Raw genomic sequence first — 23454 nt, 5'->3', positions numbered from 1 at the left:
TAAGATTTTACGGAGGGGTGGATGCCAATATGTACGGGATCATTATTGTCGATGATGAGCTGTTTGTCCGCAAGGGCCTGATCGGAATGATTGACTGGGAGGGCAGCGGATTCCAGATAGTGGATGAGGCGGACAACGGGGAAGATGCGCTGGAGCTGATCCGGGCCAAGCGGCCGCAGCTCGTAATCACCGATATCCGCATGCCGGTTCTGGATGGCATCGGGCTGATTGAGGCTGTGACGGAGGAGCAGCTTGGAACGGAATTTATCATTATCAGCGGATATAACGACTTCCGGTATGCGCAGCAGGCTGTCCGGTATGGCGTGCTGGACTATGTCTTGAAGCCGATTAATGAGCACGAAATTGTGAAAGCGCTTCATAAGTTCCGCGACAAATTCGCTGCGCGCAAGCAGCTCCAGGACCGGCTCAGCATTCATGAGGGGGAGAAGCGGGTGGAGGCGCTGATCCGTGGGGAAGCGGCGGATGACACCCTTGACGCCTGGGAGCAGCAGTGGACAGAGGCGGGAGCCCGCCAGTTCACCTATGTGCTGCTGGAGGTGAACAATGTGTTTCCCTGGAGCGGGCAGGCCATGCCCGGGAAGGCGGAGCTGAAGGAGGCAATCCGGCAGGCAGTGCAGCAGTTCACAGCAGAGACGCCTATTATCTATGAGCACCGGAGATTCTTCGGCTTCATTGTGCCGGAGCATTATCTGGCGAGACATGCAGGCGAGCTGCGCAGCTTCGTGGCGGATTGTCTAAGCAAGCTCTACGAGCGTTATCCCTTGCAGGTTCAGGCGTATGCGGGCAGGCCGGTAAGCACGCTCCAGGAGCTGAAGCATTCGTATACCTCGGCCAAGGAGACGGTGGAGTACAAATATGTCCGGCCTGCCCAGCCGATTCTGCTGTCCTCTGATATTGCCGGTCTGTCCCTGAACTATATCCATGCCAGTAGTAGGGTGTTTCAGGCGCTGATTGAAGCGATTGAGGAGAATCAGCACGCGGAGATCATGGGCGGGATCGGTAAGCTGTTCGCAGAATTTCAGGAGAAGCTGGTCTCGCGGGAAGCGATGAAGGCCGTAGCCATTCAATGCGTCCATAGTGTGCTGCATACTATACGGAGCATGGAGGGGGATGAGAAGCAGCTGGCGAGCCTTGTCCCGATGATGAACTGGCCGGATCATAACATCACCCTGGCGGAGCTGAGGTCCTTGTTCGAAGCCTTTGCGCTGGAAGCGGCGGAGCGGATTCAAGAGCTGTACCAGAGCTACGGCAGCAGCGGGCTGTATAGAATCAAGTCTTATGTGGACCGGAACTTCCATGAGAACCTGAACCTCAAGCAGATCGCAGGCCAGTTCTATATGAACTCAGCCTATCTCGGCCAGGTGTTCAAGAAGAATTACGGCATGTACTTCAATGACTATCTGCTCCAGCTGCGTATCACCGAGGCCAAGAAGCTGCTGCGGCAGACCGATCTGCGGATCTATGAAATTGCCGAGCAGGTCGGATTCAAGAATGCCGATTATTTCGTCACCCAGTTCGAGAAGCTGGAGCAGAGGACGCCTACAGAATATAGAAACCGGACGGGCAACCGTTAATGCCAGGAGGGGGCGCTGCATGAAGCTGCTGAATAATATCCGGCTCAGGAATAAAATGTTCCTCGTCTATTTCCTCGGGGTCATCGCTCCGATTATTCTCACGAATGTGATCTTCTACAACACGATTACCGGAAATGTGAAGGCGCAGCGGATCAAGGACATCGATCTGGCGGTGGAACAGATTAAGAATGAGTTCCGGCTGATGGTGGATCAGGCCGTGGGCTTATCCTCTTTTTTCTATGCGGATTACAAGACCAATGAGGTGCTGGACCGTAACTTCACACAGACTGAAGACTATGTTGAGGCGTACGACCTCTATCTCAGGTCCACCCTGAACAACTATTCCCCGTTCTCTTCCTCGCTGCAAAATAAGACCATCTATGTGGATAACCCCACGTTGCTGAATTCAGGGAATATCGGGATTCTGTCCGGGGAGGTCCGCGAGAGTGTCTGGTATAAGGAGTGGATGCAGGAAGCCTCCTCCCAGCCGATATTTGTGCGGATTAATGAAGCAGACGGCCGCTTCCAGTCCTTCTCCGTGCTAAGGCGGATGGATTACTTCGCGGACCGGATGGACAAGGAGAAGCTGGTGAAGATTGATTTTAAGACGATTGATCTGATGGAGGTCTTCGCCAATCTGAACGTGCAGGGGGATGTGTATCTGCTGGGACCGGAGGGCCGGATTGAGTATACGACTAACCGGGCCATAGACTGGCAGGGGAAGGACTGGCAGCTGTATGCCTCCCTGAAGCAGGAGCAACTTATTGATTTCGAGAAGGAATACGGCAGTATCAGCTATCTGTCCGGCTGGCAGATTGTCGGCACAGTGAATGAGAAGGAGATCATCAAGGAGGTGCTGAAATCCCGCTATTTCATCCTCTGGTCGGCCTGCCTGATGATGATTGTCCCCACCATTATTATTCTGATCATTACCCGTTCGATCAACCTCCGGATTATTGAGATTCTGAAGCATATGAAAAAGGTGAAGACGCAGCAGTTCCAGACGATCATGCACGGGGAATCGCGCGATGAGATTGGCCAGCTGACCCTGGAGTTCAACAGTATGATTATGCAGATTAAGGCCCTGATTAACGATGTCTATCTAACGGAGATTCAGAAGAAGTCGCTGGAGCTGGAGCGGCGGAAGGCGCAGCTAAATGCTCTGCAGAGCCAGATTAACCCGCACTTTCTGTTCAATGCGCTGGAGACGATTCGGATGCGGAGCCTGCTGAAGCAGGAGCACGAGACGGCCAAAATCATCCAGAGTATGGCGATGATCCTGCGCAGCTCGCTGACCTGGAATAAGGAGTGGGTGAGCGTGGAGGAGGAGCTGGGCTTCATTCTCTGTTTTCTGGATATCCAGAAATACCGGTTCGAGGATAAGCTGAGCTATCATATCGAGATGCAGTCTGAGGCCTACGCCTGCGTTGTCCCCAAAATGGTGTTCCTGCCCTTCGTGGAGAACGCCAGTATTCATGGCATCGAGCCGCTCAAAAAAGGCGGAAGCATTGAGATCCGCATCAGCGTGGAGGGGGATGAGGTGGTCTTCCAAGTGGCGGACAACGGGATTGGTATGAGCAGTGAGCAGGTTGACACTCTGTACGGATACCTCGACATGGAAGGAATTATCGGCGAGCGTATCGGAATACAGAATGTAATCTATAGAGTAACCATGCTGTATGGCAGGCGCGCAATCTTCCAGGTGGACAGCAGACCGGGTGAAGGGACACGGATTGAGCTGAGAATTCCAGTTCATCCATAGTTTTCAAAGGAGAAGCCATAATTTCACGGGTAACGGAGAAATGTAAACGCTTTTATACTAAAGGAGCACTAAACCATGAATATACAAGGGGGAGTACAGGCAATGGGGAAAAGCAAGAGAATATGGCTTCTCGCTCTGACGGCAGTCGTCTCGTTATCCGTGGTGACGGCTTGCTCGGGGCCGAATAACACCAAGAAGAATACGGGAACGACGGAGCCGACAAACGCCGCCGCTACTGCTGAGACTGAGCCTAAGCAGGACAAGGTAACGTTCAAAATCTTCAACGGGGTAGCCGGATCGAAGGACGGAAATACCAATGAGACGACCATCGGCAAGCTGCTGGAGGATCAGACCGGTGTCAATTTCAAGCTGGAATTCGTCGTGGGTGACCTCAATACCAAGATCGGAACCATGATTGCGGCCAACGATTACCCGGATGTGCTGATTCCCGATGCCGCTATAGAGGAAGTGCTGAATGCCGGCGCATTCATCCCGCTTGACGAGCTGATTGAGAAGTACGGGCCGAACATCCAGCGTGTGTATGGCAAGTCGCTGAATCAGATGCGCTCCAAGGATGGTAAAATCTATTTCCTGCCGATTGCCGCCCAGGTGAACGATTTCATTCCTGAGCCGGAAGCGGGTGCGGGGTTCTGGGTTCAGCGCCGCGTGCTGGAGGAAGCGGGTTATCCGAAGATCAAGACGCTGGATCAATATATAGAGCTGATTAAGAATTACCGTGACAAGCACAAGGATGAGAATCTGACGGGTATGGTCTCCCTTACGCATGACTGGAGATTCTTCGCCACCTCCAACCCGCCGATGCATCTGATGGGCTATCCGAATGACGGCAACGTTACGGTGGATACGAGTACCTGGGAAGCCAAGACCTATGCCGGTGCAGAGTCCACCAAAAAGTGGCTGAAGGCGCTGAATGACCTCAATGCCGCCGGGCTGTTCGATAAAGCCTCCTTCGTCGATAACTATGACCAGTATATTGCCAAGTTAACCTCCCACAAGGTGCTCGGCTTCTTCGACTACCGCTGGCAGGTGGATAATGCGCTGAATGTGCTGAAGGATGCCGCTCGCAAAGACCCTTCTCTGGACGGATTCAAGTATTTCCCGTTGCCGGTAACCTTCGAGGAGGGCACCCCGGATGCTTATCTTGATCCGCCTGGGGGTCTGGTAACGAACCGCGGAATCGGGATTACGGTCAGCGCCAAAGACCCGGTCCGCATCATCCAGTTCTTCGACAACATGCTGACCGAAGAGAACCAGACCCTGATGTCCTGGGGCATCAAGGGCGAGACGTATGAAGTGAATGAACAGGGCCGCTACTACCGTACGCAGGAGCAGATCGACAAGATTGACGAGCCGTTCAGAGAGAGCTTCGGCTTCAAGTACTTCAGCTGGAACTGGCCGATGTATAATGCCACCTCTACCCTGGCTGACGGAAATGCCAAGAATGTTGCCAGCCAGCCGGAGGTGTTCCAGATGACGCTGACCGACAAGGATAAGGCGATCTTAGAGAAATACGGCGTACAGACCTACAGCCAGCTGTTCGCTGAACCGGTTCCGCGTCCATACTTCCCGGCATGGGGCTTCGCGAAGGAGCAGAATTCCCCGGAACAGCTCTGGGAAGCCAGCAAGGATGAAATGACGAAGAAATATTTCCCTAAGCTGGTGCTGACGACTCCGGATAAGTTCGAAGCAGTCTGGGAGGAATACATGAAGGAATTCGGCAAGCTCGATACTGCGGGTTATGAGAAATGGACCACCGAGCAAGTCAAAGCGAAGGTTGAACTGGCGAACGAGTAGCCGGAATCGGCGGGAAAGACCAGATTGTACAGCCATCCTGGTCTTTCCTGTTTGCCGCTTGGACGGCCCGGTGTGCTGAAGGAGAGAGATACGGATGGATAAAAATACGGTACCCGCGTTATCCCGGCCGGCGGCGGATAAGGAGCCGGGCCGGATGAGGCTGTTCTTCAAAAAGCTGGGCCAGCAGCGGGCCTTGGCAGTGATGTCGGTCCCTTTTCTAATCTGGCTGTTTGTATTCAAATACTTGCCGCTGTGGGGCTGGAGTATTGCCTTCCAGGATTATAAGCCGGCCAGGAAGTTCATGGAGCAGACCTGGATTGGCTTCGAGCATTTCAAATTTCTGTTCGGGGATGACCGCTTCCTCCGGGTGCTCCGCAATACGCTGGCGATGAGCTCGATTAACCTGTTCTTCGGCTTCGTCACCGCGATTACCCTGGCCTTGCTGCTTAATGAAATACGCAATATTGCTTTCAAGCGTGTAGTGCAGACTGTCAGTTATTTGCCGCATTTTATCTCCTGGGTGGTAGCAGCAAGTATCATTCAGACGACGCTATCCCCGGATGGTACCATTAACCAGCTGCTGGTGGGTCTGGGCTTCCTTGACCTCGGCAATGAAATTCTGTTCCTGGGAATCCCCGAATACTTCTGGACCATCTTCGGAGCCAGCTCCGTCTGGAAGGATATCGGCTGGAACACCATCGTCTACCTGGCCGCTATGACCACAATTGATCCCACGCAGTATGAAGCAGCGGAGATTGACGGCGCGAACCGGTTCAAGAAAATGATCTATGTCACGCTTCCGGGCATCAAGTCTGTTGTGATTGTCCTGCTCATTATGAATATCGGCTATCTGCTGGAATCGGGATTCGAGCCGCAGTACCTGCTGGGCAACGGCATGAATGTGGACTATTCCGAGAACATTGATATATTCGTACTGAAATACGGAATTGCCCAGAGTAATTTCTCCCTGTCCATCGCAGCGGGAATGTTCAAGACGGTCGTCAGCTTCATCCTGCTGTTCATGGCGAATAATGCCGCGAAGCGTATGGGCGAAGCCAGACTGTATTAATAAAGGAGGCGCAGGCATGGAAACCGCAGCTGTCCCTAAGAAAAAACGCAAGCCCCCGATAAGCTCTTCCACCGGCGACCGCTTGTTTGTCATTTGCAACTACTGCTTCATGATCGCACTAATGATTGTTACCCTGTATCCGTTCGTGAATGTCCTGGCAGTGTCGCTTAACAACGCGCAAGATTCCATTAAAGGCGGGATCTACCTGCTGCCCAGAGAATGGACGCTGGCGAATTACAATTATATTCTGAGAGAGGCCACGATTTTTCATGCGACCTTCATCTCGGTGCTGCGCACCGTGATCGGAACGGTAGTCACCGTCTTCTGCTCGGCCATGCTGGCCTACACGCTTAGCAGACAGGATTATGTGCTGCGCAAATTCATCACCGTAGCTTTTATCATGACGATGTACTTCAACGGCGGCCTGATTCCCAATTACCTGCTGATACGGGATATGGGACTGGTCGGCAGCTTCTGGGTCTACATTCTTCCGGGGATCATCGGGGTGTTCAACCTGATCATTATCCGTTCCTTCATTGAAAATCTGCCGGAGAGCATTATTGAATCGGCGAAGATTGACGGGGCGGGGGATTACCGGACCTTCTTCAGCCTCATCCTGCCGCTTACGGTGCCCGTGCTGGCTACGGTGGCGCTGTTCTCGGGAGTGTTCCAGTGGAATTCGTGGTTCGATGTGTTCCTCTACAACTCTTCGGATGAGAAGCTGAGTACCCTGCAATATGAGCTGCAGAAGATTCTGCAGAACTCCAACACCACCACAGGCACCTCGTCGCTGGACGGGATGATCCAGGGGGCAACAGGAGGCCAGCAGAATGCGGTTACTCCGATGTCCGTGCGGGCAACGATGACGATTGTAGCTTCCGTGCCGATTATTATGGTCTATCCGTTCCTGCAGAAGTATTTTGTCAAAGGCATGATGGTCGGCGGGGTCAAAGGTTAGGTTGTCTAATTGTATACAAGAGTTCTTCCTTACGGGGAATTCTCTTAGAAGGATCGTATGCCGGATGTACAAGGCCTGCGGTCTTTTCTATTAGGATTGTATACATGGTTATAGCAATATACAGGATATTCATTTAAAATGTCCATATGACATACAAGAAAGAGGAGGATTCTCATATGGAATATCATGTTGCATTGCAAGGGAGCGATCAGGCTCCAGGCACGGCGGAACAGCCTTTCCGCTCCATCTCCCGCGCTGCGGCGCTGGCGGAGCCCGGGGATACAGTTACTGTTCATGCGGGTACATACAGGGAATGGGTGAGCCCGGCTAACGGAGGAACAGAGGAACAGCGGATTGTCTATCAGGCTGCCGGGGACGGGGAAGTCGTCATCACAGGGGCTGAACCTGTTGCGGATTGGCAGGACGAAGGAGATGGTGTCTGGAGTACAGTGGTGCCGAACAGCCTGTTTGCTGTGCGCAATCCTTTTGCGGAGAAATTGTATGGCGACTGGCTGTTCGAAGGGGCGTTCGAGCCGCATCTGGGGGAGGTCTATCTGGACGGCAAATCGCTGTATGAATGTGATAGCGTTACCAAGCTGCGCGATCCTCAGGTATGGCCGCAGGCCAAGTACGCAGCGGACTCTCTGCTGCAGTGGTATGCGGAAGCAGGCTCGGCCGCCACTAAGATCTGGGCGAGCTTCGGGGGCAAGGACCCGCGCCGGGAGAATGTGGAGATCAGCGTTCGACCTTATTGCTTCTGGCCGGAGCAGACCGGACGGGGCTACATTACGGTCAGAGGCTTCACGCTCCGCCAGGCGGCTCCGCAGTGGGCTCCGCCCACCGCGCTACAGGAAGGGCTGATCGGTCCCCACTGGAGCAAAGGCTGGATCATTGAAGACAACCATATCTGCGAGTCCAAATGCACAGGGGTGAGCCTGGGCAAAGAAATCTCAACCGGGCATAACGAGTGGTCGAAAGGCCGGATAAAGGGCGGGACGCAGCGGGAGCAGGAGGTTATTTTCCGCGCACTCCGCCAGGATTGGCATAAGGACAACATTGGAAGTCATATCGTCCGCAATAATGTGATTCATGACTGTGAACAGGCTGGAGTCGTGGGGCATTTAGGGGCTGCTTTTAGCCGGATTGAACAGAACCGCATTTATAATATTCATCATAAACGGATTTTTCACGGGGCAGAGGTCGGCGGGATCAAGCTCCATGCTTCACTGGATACCCAGATTTGCGAAAATGTCATTTACAGCTCCTACCGGGCGTTATGGCTGGACTGGCAGGCACAGGGCACCCGGATCAGCCGGAATGTATTCTACGACAACCTGTCCGAGGATTTCTTCATGGAGGTGTGCCACGGTCCTTATATGGTCGATCACAACCTGTTCCTATCGCCGATGAACTTCCGCAATATGGCCCAGGGCGGCGCGTTCGTCCATAACCTGTTCGCTGGCAGGTTCGTGGTGCGTCCCGAGCTTACCCGATATACACCGTACCATATGCCGCATGAGACAGCGGTTGCCGGGTATAGCAATATCGCGGGCGGGGATGACCGCTATTATAACAATATCTTCCTGCGTGATGAGGATACGGACAATGAGGCAGTGCCGATGACCTTCTTCGAGCATCTGCCGCTGGCCCCGAGAGAACAGCTTAACGATAACGGTGAACGGGTGATGGACGGTATCCCGGATAATTCCCGCTGTTATCTGCATCCAGTCGGATTGGGCGGCTACGATGAGCACCCGAATGCGCTGGACAAGCAGTGGTGGGAATTGACCAAGGAAGAGATCAAGGCGCTGATCGATTCCGGGAAGCCGTTCCATCCCGAACAGATGGCCCTTCCTGTAGCCATCCAGGGTAATCTGTATCTGAAAGATGCGGTGCCGGGTACACATGAGCCGCACGCGAAGGTCTATGCCGATAAGGGTCTTGAGATCAAGGTTGATCCGGCTTCCGGTAAGGTGCAGGTGCATATTGTGAATCCTGAGCTGCTGCGTGCCGCGGCGCCGACCGTGGTCACCACCAATCTGCTGGGCCAAAGCTATCACGCCGAGATGCGTTACGAGGAGCCGGACGGCTCGGCGTACCGGTTCGACCGCGACTTCTTCGGTAAGCAGCGCCCGGACTCGAATGTGACGCCTGGACCGTTTGAATTGACGGATAACAGTCCGGTGAAGATTGTGCTGTAAGTTAGAATAGTTGGAAGCCTGTCCGTGAGGACAGGCTTTTGTGTGGTGCACGAAATGAGAAATCCTGCACGAAATACAACAATGCTGTTCAATTTAGGCAGTCAATGCGGAAATCCTGCACGAAATGCAACAAAGCCAGCTCGAATTAGCTCCACACACCGAAAATCCTGCATATGTTGCAACAATGCTCCACAGCCAGCAGCTAACTTAGAGAATTGCTGTAATAAGTGCAACAATGCTGGACAATACAAAGGGTCGGTAAGAGAGAAATCCCTCAGATGTGCTGGCGCGAAGGTTATCCTGCACCCCATGCTAAGAACAATAGCACAGATGGTTATAGCAGATTTCTGCCTATGAAGGCGAAGTAGGCCCAACATATAATAGAAGAAACGTGAATGATTAGAGTCGAAAGAATGGAGGTGCGAAGATGACGGCGTTCAATGAAAAGTACATAGACACCCCGGAGAACTTCAATAATGTCCATACCTTTTTGAGAAAAATGGTAACCTTGACTGGGAAGCTTCAGACTTGGGAATTTGTCAGATTCGAGTTCTGGAACCGGTACGAAGCGCCCAAAAGTGCAGACCCTAATTTCATGGAGCATAATGCACACCTATGGAAGAATGAAACCGGTGAGATCACAGGCCTTTTCATTTCCGAATCCGGAGGCGGTTTCTTCAGCTTAATCGTTCATCCGGATTACCCGTATCTGGCGGATGAGATGGTCGCATGGACCCGGAATGTATGGGGCAAGGGGAAAAAGAAGCTTAACACGGATTGCTATCCCTATGGTCAGGAGGTTCAGGCATTATTGGATCAAGGTTTTGTGCAAGATTCCCATATTGGGAATACCCGAAGATACGATCTTGCGCATACTGAGTACACTTTTAACCTGGAAGAAGGCTTCTACATCCGGTGCATGGCGGAAGGGATAGATGAAGGCGCGAAGAGCGATTTAATTGAGCAGATCTTCTCTCCGGGTGATTCCAATGTCGGGAACACAAATTACTGGAGAAAAGATCTGCAATCCTATCGTGCGGAGCTTGACTTCACAGTGATTGATGATAAGGGCCGGCCCATTGCCTTCTGTTTCGGATTCGTGGATCAGGATAACGGGATCGCGGTTATAGAGACGATTGGGACCCATCCAGATTACCGGCAACGCGGCTTCGGCAAGGCGGTTGTTACAGCCTGCTTCTTGCGGCTGAAGGAGCAAGGTGTGACAACGGCATATATTACAGGGTTCTCTGCTGAGGCTAATGCTCTATATCAATCCCTGCAGCCGGTGGAGATTACTCCGATGCATTCGTATGTATACGAACGTTAGATGCAGTCAGTACAGTACGTTATAGATGGACTTCGATGCTCCATATATATTTTTCCGCAGCAGGTTCCTCAGCAGGATTTCGCACTTAGTTTATCGAATAAACAAAGTGTTGGGATATACATATAATCCAAGAGAGGAATGAGCAGCTTTGGACATGAACCATCAGAAGTATACAACACAAGCAGCGGGATATGATCAGGAAAGAGAAGGGATAACACGTGGAGAGATCACGATGATCGAATACCCCTCTGCAACAGTTGGGAACACCCGAAAGGCCAGGGTCTACACGCCACCCGGCTATTCGAGTGCAGAGCAGTATAGTGTCCTGTATCTGTTGCACGGCATCGGCGGAGATGAAGACGAATGGTACACTCACGGCACGCCACAGATTATTCTGGACAACCTTTATGCCGATCACAAGCTGAAGCCCATGATTGTTGTATTGCCGAACGGGCGGGCGATGTTGAATGACCGGGCGGAGGGCGATATCTTCGCGCCTGACAAGTTGGAAGCCTTTGCAACCTTTGAGTCGGATCTGCTGAACGATCTGATCCCTTATATTGAAGCGAATTATTCTGTGCTGACGGACCGGGAGCACCGTGCGCTGGCCGGGTTGTCCATGGGCGGAGGGCAATCGCTCAACATGGGTCTGAATAACCTGGACCGCTTCGCCTGGGTGGGAGCCTTCTCTGCGGCACCTAACACGAAGGAGCCTGAGCTGCTGGTACCCGACCCGCAGAAGGTAGCGGACGCGCTTAACCTGCTCTGGTTATCCTGCGGAGACCTCGACAGCCTCAAGTATGTCAGCGACCGCACCCATGCGTACTTCTCGGAACACAACGTACCGCATATCTGGGTGGAAGAGCAGGGCGACCATGACTGGCCGGTCTGGAAGAACGGCTTGTATCAGTTCGCGCAGCTTATTTTTTAAGGAGCTGGAAGAACAGTTACCGGTAACAAAAAAGGCAGCCCCCAAGCCATTGTCATGGCTCCGGGGCTGCCTCTTCTTTTACTTTTACAGCTACGCAGTAACGCTCATTGCTTATTTATTGGCAACCGCATCCGCGCGCATTTTAACGATTTTCTCTGCTCTTTCCTTGTCTACCGCGAACACATCGTTCCAGCCGAGTCCTTCGACATCGCTCTTCAGCTTGGTCCAGAGCTGGTCGAATTCGGTCTGGTCCTTGGCGAAGATCATTTTCCAGGAGGTGTTCTTGACATAATCCGAGATCTGGCTGCGTTTGTTCTTGACGTCAGAGGAATCGGAGCCAAGACTGGTGTTAATATTCGGCACGATGTCGATCATGTTGTTCTTCGTATAGTACTCGGTTGGCGTAGTGGCGTCATAGGTCTTCTGCCAATCTGTAGTCAGCGCAGTCTTGTTGGCTTCAATGGTGGAAGCCCAGTAGGTGCTGTTGTAGAATTCTTTGGTTTCCGGGTCGGTCACGAAATCACTCATAATCATCGAGTTGACCTTGCTCTGGCCGTCCTGGTAACCGCCGCCGCCGTATTCAGCAGGGACCGGGGTGTTTTCCTGGAATGCTGTCTGGCCGACTTCGGTCAGCTTGAATTTGCCGTCCGGTGTCTTCTCATAGTTGAAGCCTTCGAAGCCGTTGGTGTAGTAACGCAGACCTTCCGGTGAAGACATCCAGTCCATCAGTTCCATAATTCTTTCCGGCTCTTTCGCTTTGGAGCCGATGGCGAACACTCTGCCGTTCCCGAAGTAAGCATCACTGTTCTGGATCAGGTGGGTATCTGCAATCGGAACGGCTACGTTGCCGTCACCCTGGTTGCCGCGTTCAATCGTATTGTAGAACCCTCTCTGCCAGGAGTACCACAGAAGCAGAACCTGCTTGTTGGTCAGCTTCTCAGATACCTTGTTCCAGTCCTGGGAAGGAGAGTCGGGGTCAACAAGACCCATTTTGTTAGCGTCATAATAGAACTGCAGAATCTTCTTGTACATGCTGTTGTCGTCCACGATCGGCACGATGTCACCTTTGGCATTCAATTGAATCGTTGTTGTGCCGTTCGGCTGCTCATAGCCATACCAGTTGCTCAGCCACCGGACATTCTCCATGCTGCCGCCATCCCAGTCCTTCCAGAGGGTGATCGGAACAATCGGCTTGCCGTCTGGAGTCTTCGGATATTTAGCCTGCATGTCCTTCAGGGCGGTCATCAGGTCGTTCAGATTATTCAGCTTCGGCGCGCCGATTCCCTTGTAATAATCCCAAGGCATAATCGGGCTGGAGTAAGGCAGCTCTTCTGAGAAGGTCGTTGGCGAAGTGTCGGCGGTGAAGGCCGGGAGAGCATAGATTTTACCATCCGGGTTCTGCTTCTCGAAGGCCACATTGAACGGCTTAAAGTGATTGTCTACATATTGGGACAGATGCTCCGTGTTCTTAATCATGTCGGTTAGATCCATAATCATGCCTGCCGGGATCAGTTCCTCAAGCTGGCTGTTCTCAATAATCAGGAGGTCGCCGAGGTCACCGGATGCAGAGCGGGTCTTGTACAGCTGGTCGCCCGCTACCTGCGGAGCCAGAATGTTCAGTGTGATATTGAATTTGTCTTTCAGCAGCTTGCCGTACCATCCCGTCTGCTCGCCTTGATAGTTAGCTGCGTTGTCGAATACCGTAATGGTTAGAGGTTTGCTGTGATCGATGCCTGTGCTTGTGCCCGGATCGGATGACTCAGTAGGTGTTCCGGGTTCGGCCGTCCCCGCAGCAGTTCCTCCATTGTTGGAATTACCGCTGCAACCACTTAACGCCGTTGTTACCAGCAGGATGGTCGTTCCTAGTAACAGCGCGGACTTTCTGCCCAGCTTAATGTGTGTTTTCATGTGTAGCCCCCCGAATGATTAATGTATCATAATGGCGCAGGTCCGTTAGCCTTTCACGGCGCCAATTATAATTCCTTTGACAAAAAATCTCTGGAAGATCGGATATACCAGCAGGATTGGTGCGACTACGATAATGGTTACAGTCATGCGGATGGAGGTAGAGGTCTGCTTGGTCGCCAGGGTTGCCATCGCTGTCGATCCGGCATTCTGCAGGTTGACCATGGTGGATAAGGAGCTCGCCTGGTTGATGTAGTTATACAGAATGAATTGGAGGCTGTAGAGCTTGCTGTCCGTCACCAGCAGCAGCGTATCCTGGAAGGAGTTCCACTGGTTGACCGCCGAGAAAATGGCAACGGTTGCAAGGATCGGCTTACTGATCGGCAGAATGACTTTGTAGAAAATCGTGAAGATTCCTGCACCGTCAATGCTGGCCGCCTGCTGAAGCTCCTTCGGTGTTGCCTCCACGAAGGTTTTGACCAGGATAATGAAGAAAGGAGCAACAACGGACGGAAGAATATAAGCCAGGAAGTTGTCCGTCAGATGCAGCGATCTCATGGTAAGATACCAGGGGATGATCCCGGCGTTGAAGAACATTGTGATGATGGTGAAGCGGTACCAGAACTTCTTGCCCCACATATCCTCCTGGGCGAACATGAATCCGAGGAAGGCCGAAGCGCCGACCGTCAGCAGCGTACCGATCACGGTTCTGCCGAGGGAGATCATGAACGCATTGCCCAGACCCGGGATTTTGAACACATCGATATAGTTCTGGAAATGAATCCCCTTAGGCCAGAAAATAATTTCGCCCTTTGCGCTAAGATCGTTCGCGCTGATCGTATTGATAATGATCGAGTAGAACGGGTAAACGCAGATGAAGGCGAACAGTGAGAACAGGATATAGATAATAGTAGAGATGATTTTATCGGTAGCGCTGACCTGCATTTTGACCGTTTTTTTGGTGATGTCGATCTCCCGGGTGTTTGGCGTAAGACTGGTCTGGTTGTCACTCATACAATGCCCTCTCCTCTCAGCATTTTGGACAGCCCGTTCACCGAAAAGAGAAGCACCACGCTGATTACACTCTTCAGCATACTGATCGCAACGGAGACGGAATAGCTGCCGCCGCCCATGGCGAGGTTATACACATATAGATCAAGAACCTGAATAGTGTCCTTGTTAAACGCATTTTGGAAGACGAAATATTGCTCCAATCCGTTATTCAGGAAGCTTGCAATCTGGAGCATCAGGAGGACGAAGTAGGTTGGCATCATGCTTGGCAATACGACATGGCGGATAACCTGCATCCGGGTAGCCCCGTCCACATAAGCCGCTTCATACAGCGATTCGTCGATGCCCATGATGGCTGCGATGTACAGAATGGCGGACCAGCCGAGTGTCTTCCAGGTAGCCCAGGCCCACATGGTCCACCAGACATGCTCTGAGCTCTGCAGGAACATTGTAGGTGAATCGGTCAGCCCAGTCATATGCAGGAAGCCGTTGACCATCCCCTCACTGGAGAACATGGAGAAGGCGAGGGAGTACACAAGCACCCAACTGATAAAGTTCGGCAGCGTGGTGACCGTCTGGATGAATTTGCGGAAACGTACCGCCTTGATCTCGGTCAGGAAGATGGCGAAGATCATCGGGAGCCAGGAGAAGAGGATGCCCAGTCCGCTGATGCCGAAGGTATTCCAGATGACCTGCATTAACTGGTCAATCTTGACCTGATTCTCGACCAGGGAATGGAACCATTTGAAGCCGACAAACTCGGATTGTGACAATGGGATAGGCGGGGTGTAGTCAAAAAATGCATATACCCATCCATAGAGCGGATAGTAGGCAAAGACAGCGAGTAAAAGCATAAAGGGAGAGATGTACAGGAATTTCCGGAACGAATTGCTTCTCATGCTCTGGCTGCGCATTGTTTCACTCCTCATCATATTCTCTTTGTATGATTGCTTCCTGAAGCTAAGCCGGGGCAAGCAATCCTGAGTAACTTGTCTGGCTGTCATCCCCCTTCATAATATAAGCAATGAAAAGCAATTTCGGAGCAATTGATAACGCTTTCATGTATGAAACTATAATAAGTTATCGTCTATCTTCCTACAATGACCGATCCTCACCAATTATTGATCTATTGTCAGGTGAAGGAAACGCGGACGAGAAGGGAAAGTGCATGGGAGGGGAAGCGAGAGAAGCAAGGGGCACAGACAAAACGGGACTTTATAGGAGTGGGAAGAAAGGAGGACGGGAGGCTAAACGGAAACCCAGAGGGTGATGAGGGGTATTAGTGCACCTGAATTCTTCAAATGTGGGCAGATGAGCCGAATGAAGGGTATTAATACACCTGATTTTATCAAAAGCGGGCGGATGAGCCGAATGAGGGGTATGAATACCAATGTCATTAAGATAAGTTCGAAGATAAGTTTGGAATTAATAAAGAGAATCCAAAACGGTATGGGGAAACGTCCTATGCCGTTTGTTTTTGGTGTAAGGAAGGAAAAAAGCGCATAGCAAACAAAGCGGATGGAAGATCCACTTAAAAAAATGTTCATGCGAACCGAATTATGCTACTCTGTAGACGAAGCTAATGGCGGATTTGCTACGTATTCTGCGTGTATTCCTTTGCCCAGGACGGGTGAGACGAATCGGCAAAATATTTTTGCGAATCAAAGCTTCCACATCAGGCGGGGGTCCATCGCCCTTGGAGCGCAGGAAATGTCTACAGACGTGAACGGCCACCGTGAAGTTGACTTGGTAGAGGTGCCGTTTATCCTTTTGGGAAATGACTACGTGCGAGGTAATCATTTCAGCGAAATTGTAGAGGATCATTCTTGCGAATATCTCTTGGGTAATGGACTCTTGCTTCTTTGCGTGAAAATGGGTCAGACCGATGGTGTATTTTAAGGCCCGGAAAGAGGTCTCAATCCCCCATCGCAGGTGATACAGTTCCCGGAGTTCATCCGGTGAGAATTCAGCAGCCGGTAGATTGGTAATGACGGTTTCATAATCGCCACTGGGCAGGAGGAAACGAACCACCCGAAAGGAAATCGGGTAAAACAGGTTCTTTTGCATGTCCAGAAAATCAAAGCTAGAGGTGGCCGGAAGAATTTTATAGATTTCGGGGTGATCCCTGAACGCTTTCGTTCGTTTTTTAGTCAGCGTCAGGTGAATCTCCTGATCAAACGCCCCTTCAAAGGTCAAGTGCAAGCCCGAAAGAATGCCATTCGAATGCAAATCCTTGACCCGTATGACGTACTTCCATCCTTTCCGTTCCAGATGCGCGAACGTATTGTAGCTTTCCAATCCTCGATCCGCCAACACAATGACGTTCCCCTGAATAGGGGACCGATCCACCATCGTGGACAGCGCCCTTCCTTCGTTGCGCAGCTTTCGAGGTTGAAGGATGGCGTCCACGTAAAGCCGGTTACAGAGGTCATAAGCAGCGTTCAAGTGCAGAAGGTTAAAGCCTTTCGAGTGGGGCTGACTTTGAGAATAGGTCAACGGGTCCGCAGGATCTGTTGCAATATGCAGATCGGAACCGTCAATGGCCAATAATCGATAGCCTCGATAATCCTTGAATTCCGTATGGGACGCGGTAAAGGTGTGAAACAAAGATTCGACCGCAGACGGCAAAATTTTATTTCTTTGCTGAACAAAAGCAGAAGAAGTTGCGGTGTTAACGTCATAGCCCTGCGATTCCAACAGTTCCTTATAGAGGCTGTTGCCGCCCATAAAGATCAGGGTTTGCATAACCATTTCAAAGGGTAGTTTTTTCGTTCGGGTAAAATCCTTTCCCGGGTTTCTGACGTAAGGCGCGGGGGCAGCCGCCATCTCACGGATGAGAGATGTCAGTCTGTCTTTCAGCGAATTTGCATAAGCATTCATTGGCGTAACCTCCTCGTTTTTTCAAGGGGCTTCGCCACACGTTTTCTACGGATTGTCAAGATTTTTTTGTGCAAAAAAAGAGCAGGCTATCTTTTCGATAACCTGCCTTTTTCTTGTTTTTGGCTCTATATCTTAACTTAATGACATTGGTATGAATACACCTGATTTCATCAAAAGCGGGCGGATGAGCCGAATGAAGGGTATGAATACACCTGATTTCATCAAAAGCGGGCGGATGAGCCGAATGAAGGGCATTAATACACCTGATTTCATCAAAAGCGGGCGGATGAGCCGAATGAAGGGTATTAGTGCACCTGAATTCTTCAAATGTGGGCGGATGAGCCGAATGAGGGGTATTAATACACCTGATTTCATCAAAAGCGGGCGGATGAGCCGAATGAAGGGCATTAGTGCACCTGAATTCTTCAAATGTGGGCAGATGAGCCGAATGAAGGGTATTAATACACCTGATTTCATCAAATGGACGGGGAGCAGCGTTTCTATGGTCTGGCAGGTAGAGGCCGTACTTATTCAGAGCCTTGCTCCAGATTTCTCACAGGCCGCTCACTCCACCCCCCCTCCGCCTCAGGCAATGACGAAGCATTGCTTGCGGTATTCATTGGCGCTGGTTCCCGTGTATTCTCTGAATTTCTTGTAGAACCAGTCGATTTCCGAATATCCGACAGCGTCTGCAATCTCATAGATCTTCATGTCGGTCGTTTCCAGCAGCAGCTTGGCCTTCTCCATCCGCTGGCGCAGAAGGTATTCGTTGAAGGACATCTTCTCCTGCTGCTTGAATTTCTGTCCGAGATAGGCGCAGTTGAAGTTCAGGGAGTCGGAAATCCGCTTGAGTGTAATATTATGATGGAGCTGCTCATCCACGTATTGCTTGATCGTACTGACGATCGGGCACGGGGAGGACGGCTCTTTTTGAATGGTGAACTGAGCATAATCCCGCTCCACAGCAGCCGGTCTGCCGGCCGGAGCCAGCACCCGTCGAACCGCCTCCAGACTTCCGCCCAGCTCAGCCGGGTCCACCGGGTCTGTTAAGTAATCGCTTACATTATAGAGTAAGGCTTGGCGCGCCAGCCCGAAATCTCCGCTGCCCCCGAGCAGAATAATCGGAACGGAGCTTCCCTGCCTGATCTGCTCACAGACTCGCATGCCCGGCGTATGGGCATCCCTGATATTCAGAAGCACCAGTGATATCCCCTCGCTGCGGATCAGCCGCAGAATATCGGATGAATAATCAGCATGCGCATGAATGATGAAATTCTTAAGTCTGCTCCCTGCCATATAAGAAGCGATCTCCCGCACTTGGGCGTTTCGCTCTACACATAAGATTCTGTACAACATGAAGACCCCGCTTTCAGAGAGAAGTTAAGCTTCCTTCATTCATTATGTGCAACAGAGCCAGGCGCTACAATGTGCAATTCTTGCACCAGGCTCCATTTGTTTACCTGATCGAAATCCGGCTGCGCGGTGGATAAGGACTTGCGGGCCGGACCTATAATTTGACAGGTGAACACCTGAAATTAGACGGGTTGCTGCCTGAAAATGTAAGCGCTAAACTTTCGAGGTAAGTCATTCATACTTGGGGGGACAGATCATGCGGGCAAAAAAGGTAATGTCAGTATTCATTAGTATGTTGTTATTAGCGGCAACGACGGCATGTGGAGGAGCGGGGAACGGCGGGAACGCCGGCGGGGGAGCATCAGCCCAGCCGGCGGCGGCTACGGAGGCTCCGGCAGCTGAGGCCACTGCGGAAGCTACGCCCACTGCGGAGCCAAGCAATGCTACACCAGAAAAAGACTTCGATATGGGCGGCAGAACGATCAAGATTGTCTCCTGGTGGGATATGACGATTCCCGAGGACAATCCTGACAATATCCAGCGCTCGAAGAATCTGAAGGAATTGATGGCCAAGCATAATTTCAAGGTTGAATATGTCGCGCTGGACTTCGGTGAATACCAGAAGAAGGTTGTGGCTTCACTGGTCGCCGGTGAACCGCTTGGTGATATTGTCAGAATGGGCAAGGGCTATATGATTCCGGTGCTGACCAAGCAGGATATGTTCTGGCCGGTTGACGAGTATACCAAGAATGAGAACGCCTTCAATCAGCGGATGACTACAGAATTCTCACAATATGAGGGCCGGGGCTATGGCTTCTCGGAGAATGCAGGCAATCTGATCAGCGGGATATTCTATAACCGCACCCTGATGAAGAAGCTGGGCATGAAGCCGCTTCAGGAATATGTGAACGAGGATAACTGGAACTGGGAGACCTTCACCCAAGTCGCCAAAGAAGCGAACAAAGATACAGATAACAACGGAAAACTTGATGTCTGGGGCTTGGCCTCCGGCGGGTTCCTGGAAATGGCGCTGGCCTCCAACGAGACCGATCTGACCGTTGACGACAAACAGAATCTCGATGATCCGAAGCTGCTGGAGGTCTTCAAGTTCATCGCCAAGCTGGGTGCCGAGAAGGTAGCACGGCCGACAGAAGGCGGGGACTGGCAGGAACCGGCGCAGTTCTTCCGTCAGGGGAACACGCTGATGTATGCAGGAGCCGATTATGAGGCGAACGGCTTCAAGACGGATATGAAGGATTATGATATCGGCTTTGTTCCTTTTCCAAAAGGGCCTAATGCTACCGAATACCACAGTGTGGAATCCAATGTCCAGTTCCTGACCATCCCGAAGAAGGCCGAGAATCCGGATCAGCTGCTGTATATCTGGGAGAAGATCAACGATATCGAGTCGATCTACGATTATCCGAAGCAGGCTTCCCTGGAGAGCACGTATGACAACGAGGATGATATCAACAACGCCAAGCTGGTCGAAGGCGGCATGCTGCTCACGAATCATAATACCTTCTCGACTATGCCTTACTACGAGATGATTGACGAACTCAAGAAGGGAACCTCGGCCTCTACTGTCATTCAGAAGTACAAGGCTAAGGTTCAGGCATCTGTAGACGCGGTTTACAAAAAATAAACGGATACCGCATGGAACAACAGTCCCCCGCGGACTGTTGTTCCCATTCTTGCTGAAATTTTATGATCCATCGCTTAAGGGGAGGAGTACGATTGAATATTCGAATCAGGAACATAGCGATTATATTGGTTGTTGTCCTGCTGGCCGGGACGATCTGGATATTTAATTCCTCGGGGCAGCCTGTGCATTCCGACTCTCCGGCAGAAGGCAAGTTTACGGCTGCCTCGCAGGACGCTGCAGAGGGCAGCTATGAAGCCTATCTGAAGCAGCATGCGAACGCCGCACGCCCTGACCGGGAGATCCGCATCGAAGGGGAGAGCTATTCCCCCGGCAGCGGAGATGTCTTCGAGGTGAAGCAGCAATTCGAGGGGCTTGACGGAGCAGCAGTCATTACCCCGGAATCGGGAACCATCTCCTGGGAGGTGCCGGTTCCGGAATCCGGGCTGTATAACATCCGGGTTCATTATTATCCGGTGGAAGGCAAAAGCTCGTCCATTGAGCGTTCCTTATCCATCAACCGGGAGGTGCCGTTCAAGGGAGCGGATACCTTGCTCTTCGACCGGGTCTGGGGGAACCGTGAGGAGGACATTAAGCAGGATGACCGCGGCAACGATCTGCGCCCCAGACAAGTGGAGCAGCCGGTGTGGCAGTCCACGGTCATTGCGGACAGTGAAGGTTTCTATGAGGAGCCGTATGCCTTCTATCTGGAGCAGGGAAACCAGACCCTGTCGCTGACTGCACTACGTGAGCCGATGGCCATTGATTATATTGAGCTGTTCCAGGACCAGACAGTGCGCTCTTATGCAGAGGCTAAGCAGGAGTATGAGACTAAGGGTCTTCAGCCGGTAAAGGAGCCTTATATCGAGGTCCAGGCCGAAGCGGCATCTGCCAAATCCTCGCCCACCTTATATCCATTATCCGACCGCTCCAGCCCGGCAGTGGTTCCTTATGCCGTCTCGAAGCTAAGAATCAACACCATCGGCGGGGTGAACTGGAAGCTTCCGGGGCAATGGATCGAATGGGAGATTGATGTCCCGGAAGAAGGTCTGTACCGGATAGCGCTCAAGGAGAAGCAGAATCAGCTCCGGGGCGTCTATGCCAACCGCAGCCTGACCATTGACGGTGAATATCCGTTCACCGAGATGAAGCAGATCCGCTTCAATTACTCTCCCGGCTGGCAGATGAATGTCCTTGGCGGGGAAGAGCCTTATCTGTTCCATCTTACACAAGGGACGCACAAGCTGAGACTGACCGTGACCCTTGGCGATATCGCGCCGCTGGTCCGTACGGTCCAGTCCAGCGTCCTGACCTTGAATGAAATGTACCGCAATATTCTGGCGATTACCTCCAATAACCCGGATAAGTTCCGCGATTATCAGCTGGAGAAGCGGATACCGGAGATGACTAAGGTATTCCGGGAGCAGGCGGAGATTATCCGCGGTGTCGGCGAATATCTGGAGCAGGCCACCGGAGAACGCAGCGACAAGGTATCCGTGCTGTACTCAATGGTCACCCAACTGGAGGATATGGCTAAGCACCCGGACACGGTAGCCAAACGGCTGGTCTCCTTCAAGACGAATGTCGGCGGACTGGGGACCTGGATTCTTAGCGTGCGGGAACAGCCGCTGACGCTGGATTCACTGGTGGTCTCGGCCCCGGATAAGCCGCTTCCGTCTGCGCAGGCGACCTTCTTCCAGAAGCTGAAGCATGAGCTGAGAGCGTATGGCGCCTCGTATACCGAAGACTATGACAGTATCGGTAACGTGACGAAGAACCAGAAGGCGATTACGGTCTGGATTTCGACCGGCCGGGATCAGGCTCAAGTGATGAAGAGCATGATTGACGATACCTTTACGCCGGATTCGGGCATCTCCGTGGCACTGCGGCTGGTGCCTCCGAACATTCTGCTGCCGGCGACCCTGGCGGGCGAAGGGCCGGACGTAGCCATGCAGATCGGTGAGGATCTTCCAGTGAACTACGCGATGCGCAAAGCATCGGCCGATCTGTCCCGGTTCGCCGACTTCAAAGAAGTAGCTGACCGGTTCCGGGACAGTGCCCTTACGCCTTATAAGTACAATGGAAGCGTCTACGGGCTGCCTGAGCAGCAGATCTTCCCGATGCTGTTCTACCGGAAGGATATTCTGCAGGAGCTTGGCTTAGAGCCGCCTGCTACGTGGGAGGAAGTCTACAATGTGGTCTCTGTTCTGCAGAGACATAATCTGGAGTTCTATCTTCCGCTGGAGGATACACTGAACAACGCGACGCTGGTACCCAATGCGGCCTTCACCATGCTGCTCTACCAGAACGGCGGGCAGCTCTACACAGACGACCAGAAGCGAAGCGCGCTGAACTCGGAGACCTCCATGAGTGAATTTAACAAATGGACCCAGTTCTATACCAATTACAAGTTCCCGGTGAAGGTGGACTTTCCGAACCGCTTCCGTACAGGCGAGATCCCGATCGGGATTGCCGATTATACCATCTATAACAGCCTGACGGTAATGGCGCCGGAAATCCGCAATTTGTGGGAATTCACGGTGGTGCCGGGAACGAAGCAGGCGGACGGCACGGTGGACCATAGCGTGGCCAGCCATACAACCGGTGTCATGCTGCTGGAGAATGCCAAGGACAAGGATTCGTCCTGGGAATTCATGAAGTGGTGGACAGACAAGGACACCCAGGTCCAGTACGGCCGGGAAATGGAAGGGCTGATGGGAGCGGCGGCACGTTATCCGACCGCCAACATCGAAGCGCTGGAGGAGTTGCCTTGGCCGGTGAAGGACTACAAGGAGCTGGAGAGCCAGTGGCAATGGGTGAAGGGGAACCCTCAGGTTCCGGGCGGCTACTTCACAGGCCGGCATCTGGACAATGCGTTCCGCAAGGTGGTCAACGGGAATGTGAATCCGCGTGAAGCCCTGTCGGATTATCTGATCTACATTAACGATGAAATTCAGATCAAACGGAAGGAATTCAAACTTCCGTATTAGGTTGGAGGCTGCAAG

Annotated in this window: 15 protein-coding genes; 10 read left to right on the top strand and 5 right to left on the bottom strand. The window is 52.1% G+C overall.

Features of this window, described 5'->3' with window-relative positions:
* Positions 1–29: 29 nt before the first annotated feature.
* From MKY96_RS16705 to MKY96_RS16670, 8 genes are all read left to right on the top strand, one after another.
* A complete protein-coding gene (locus MKY96_RS16705; RefSeq protein ID WP_340941753.1) occupies positions 30–1595 on the top strand; it encodes a response regulator in 1566 nt (521 codons plus the stop codon).
* Between the two features lie 19 nt (positions 1596–1614).
* Positions 1615–3357 carry a sensor histidine kinase gene (locus tag MKY96_RS16700; RefSeq protein ID WP_340941751.1) on the top strand — a complete coding sequence of 581 codons (1743 nt, stop codon included), beginning with the start codon at positions 1615–1617 and terminating at the stop codon, positions 3355–3357.
* A 102-nt stretch (positions 3358–3459) separates the two neighbouring features.
* Complete coding sequence (locus tag MKY96_RS16695; RefSeq protein ID WP_340941749.1) at positions 3460–5172, top strand: ABC transporter substrate-binding protein; 1713 nt, start codon at positions 3460–3462, stop codon at positions 5170–5172.
* A 94-nt stretch (positions 5173–5266) separates the two neighbouring features.
* Positions 5267–6241 (top strand): ABC transporter permease, encoded by a 975-nt coding sequence (locus tag MKY96_RS16690; protein WP_445671444.1) that lies wholly within the window; start codon positions 5267–5269, stop codon positions 6239–6241.
* A gap of 16 nt (positions 6242–6257) precedes the next feature.
* Positions 6258–7199, top strand: a complete 942-nt coding sequence (locus MKY96_RS16685; RefSeq protein ID WP_340941747.1) for a carbohydrate ABC transporter permease — start codon at positions 6258–6260, stop codon at positions 7197–7199.
* A gap of 176 nt (positions 7200–7375) precedes the next feature.
* Positions 7376–9400, top strand: coding sequence for a right-handed parallel beta-helix repeat-containing protein (locus MKY96_RS16680; RefSeq protein WP_340941746.1), 2025 nt, complete (start codon positions 7376–7378; stop codon positions 9398–9400).
* A gap of 427 nt (positions 9401–9827) precedes the next feature.
* Entirely contained in the window at positions 9828–10727 is a 900-nt protein-coding gene (locus MKY96_RS16675) for a GNAT family N-acetyltransferase (RefSeq protein ID WP_340941744.1), read from the top strand.
* Between the two features lie 154 nt (positions 10728–10881).
* A complete protein-coding gene (locus tag MKY96_RS16670) occupies positions 10882–11658 on the top strand; it encodes an alpha/beta hydrolase (protein ID WP_340941742.1) in 777 nt (258 codons plus the stop codon).
* 111 nt (positions 11659–11769) lie between these two features.
* Here the strand turns inward: MKY96_RS16670 and MKY96_RS16665 are convergent, their stop codons facing one another.
* The 5 genes from MKY96_RS16665 to MKY96_RS16645 form a co-directional block, all read right to left on the bottom strand.
* Positions 11770–13566, bottom strand: a complete 1797-nt coding sequence (locus MKY96_RS16665) for a hypothetical protein (protein ID WP_340941741.1) — start codon at positions 13564–13566, stop codon at positions 11770–11772.
* Between the two features lie 45 nt (positions 13567–13611).
* Complete coding sequence (locus MKY96_RS16660) at positions 13612–14577, bottom strand: carbohydrate ABC transporter permease (protein WP_081751123.1); 966 nt, start codon at positions 14575–14577, stop codon at positions 13612–13614.
* The gene (locus tag MKY96_RS16655) at positions 14574–15473 is read right to left on the bottom strand and encodes an ABC transporter permease subunit (protein ID WP_235191861.1); all 900 of its coding nucleotides are present in this window, start codon (positions 15471–15473) and stop codon (positions 14574–14576) included. The genes MKY96_RS16660 and MKY96_RS16655 overlap by 4 nt, the downstream gene beginning before the upstream one ends.
* Before the next feature lie 658 nt (positions 15474–16131).
* Positions 16132–17454, bottom strand: coding sequence for an IS4 family transposase (locus tag MKY96_RS16650; protein WP_076086935.1), 1323 nt, complete (start codon positions 17452–17454; stop codon positions 16132–16134).
* Between the two features lie 585 nt (positions 17455–18039).
* A complete protein-coding gene (locus MKY96_RS16645) occupies positions 18040–18750 on the bottom strand; it encodes a helix-turn-helix domain-containing protein (RefSeq protein WP_445671443.1) in 711 nt (236 codons plus the stop codon).
* A 313-nt stretch (positions 18751–19063) separates the two neighbouring features.
* Between MKY96_RS16645 and MKY96_RS16640 the strand changes: the two genes are divergently transcribed.
* Positions 19064–20452: an ABC transporter substrate-binding protein gene (locus MKY96_RS16640; RefSeq protein WP_340941738.1), complete on the top strand. Its 1389-nt coding sequence runs from the start codon at positions 19064–19066 to the stop codon at positions 20450–20452.
* Between the two features lie 92 nt (positions 20453–20544).
* Positions 20545–23439 (top strand): extracellular solute-binding protein, encoded by a 2895-nt coding sequence (locus tag MKY96_RS16635; protein WP_340941737.1) that lies wholly within the window; start codon positions 20545–20547, stop codon positions 23437–23439.
* Positions 23440–23454: the final 15 nt, after the last annotated feature.

It is taken from the genome of Paenibacillus sp. FSL R7-0302, assembly GCF_038006885.1.
In the GTDB taxonomy this organism is placed as follows: Bacteria; Bacillota; Bacilli; order Paenibacillales; family Paenibacillaceae; genus Paenibacillus_AQ.
This window is presented reverse-complemented; position numbering and strand designations above follow the sequence as displayed.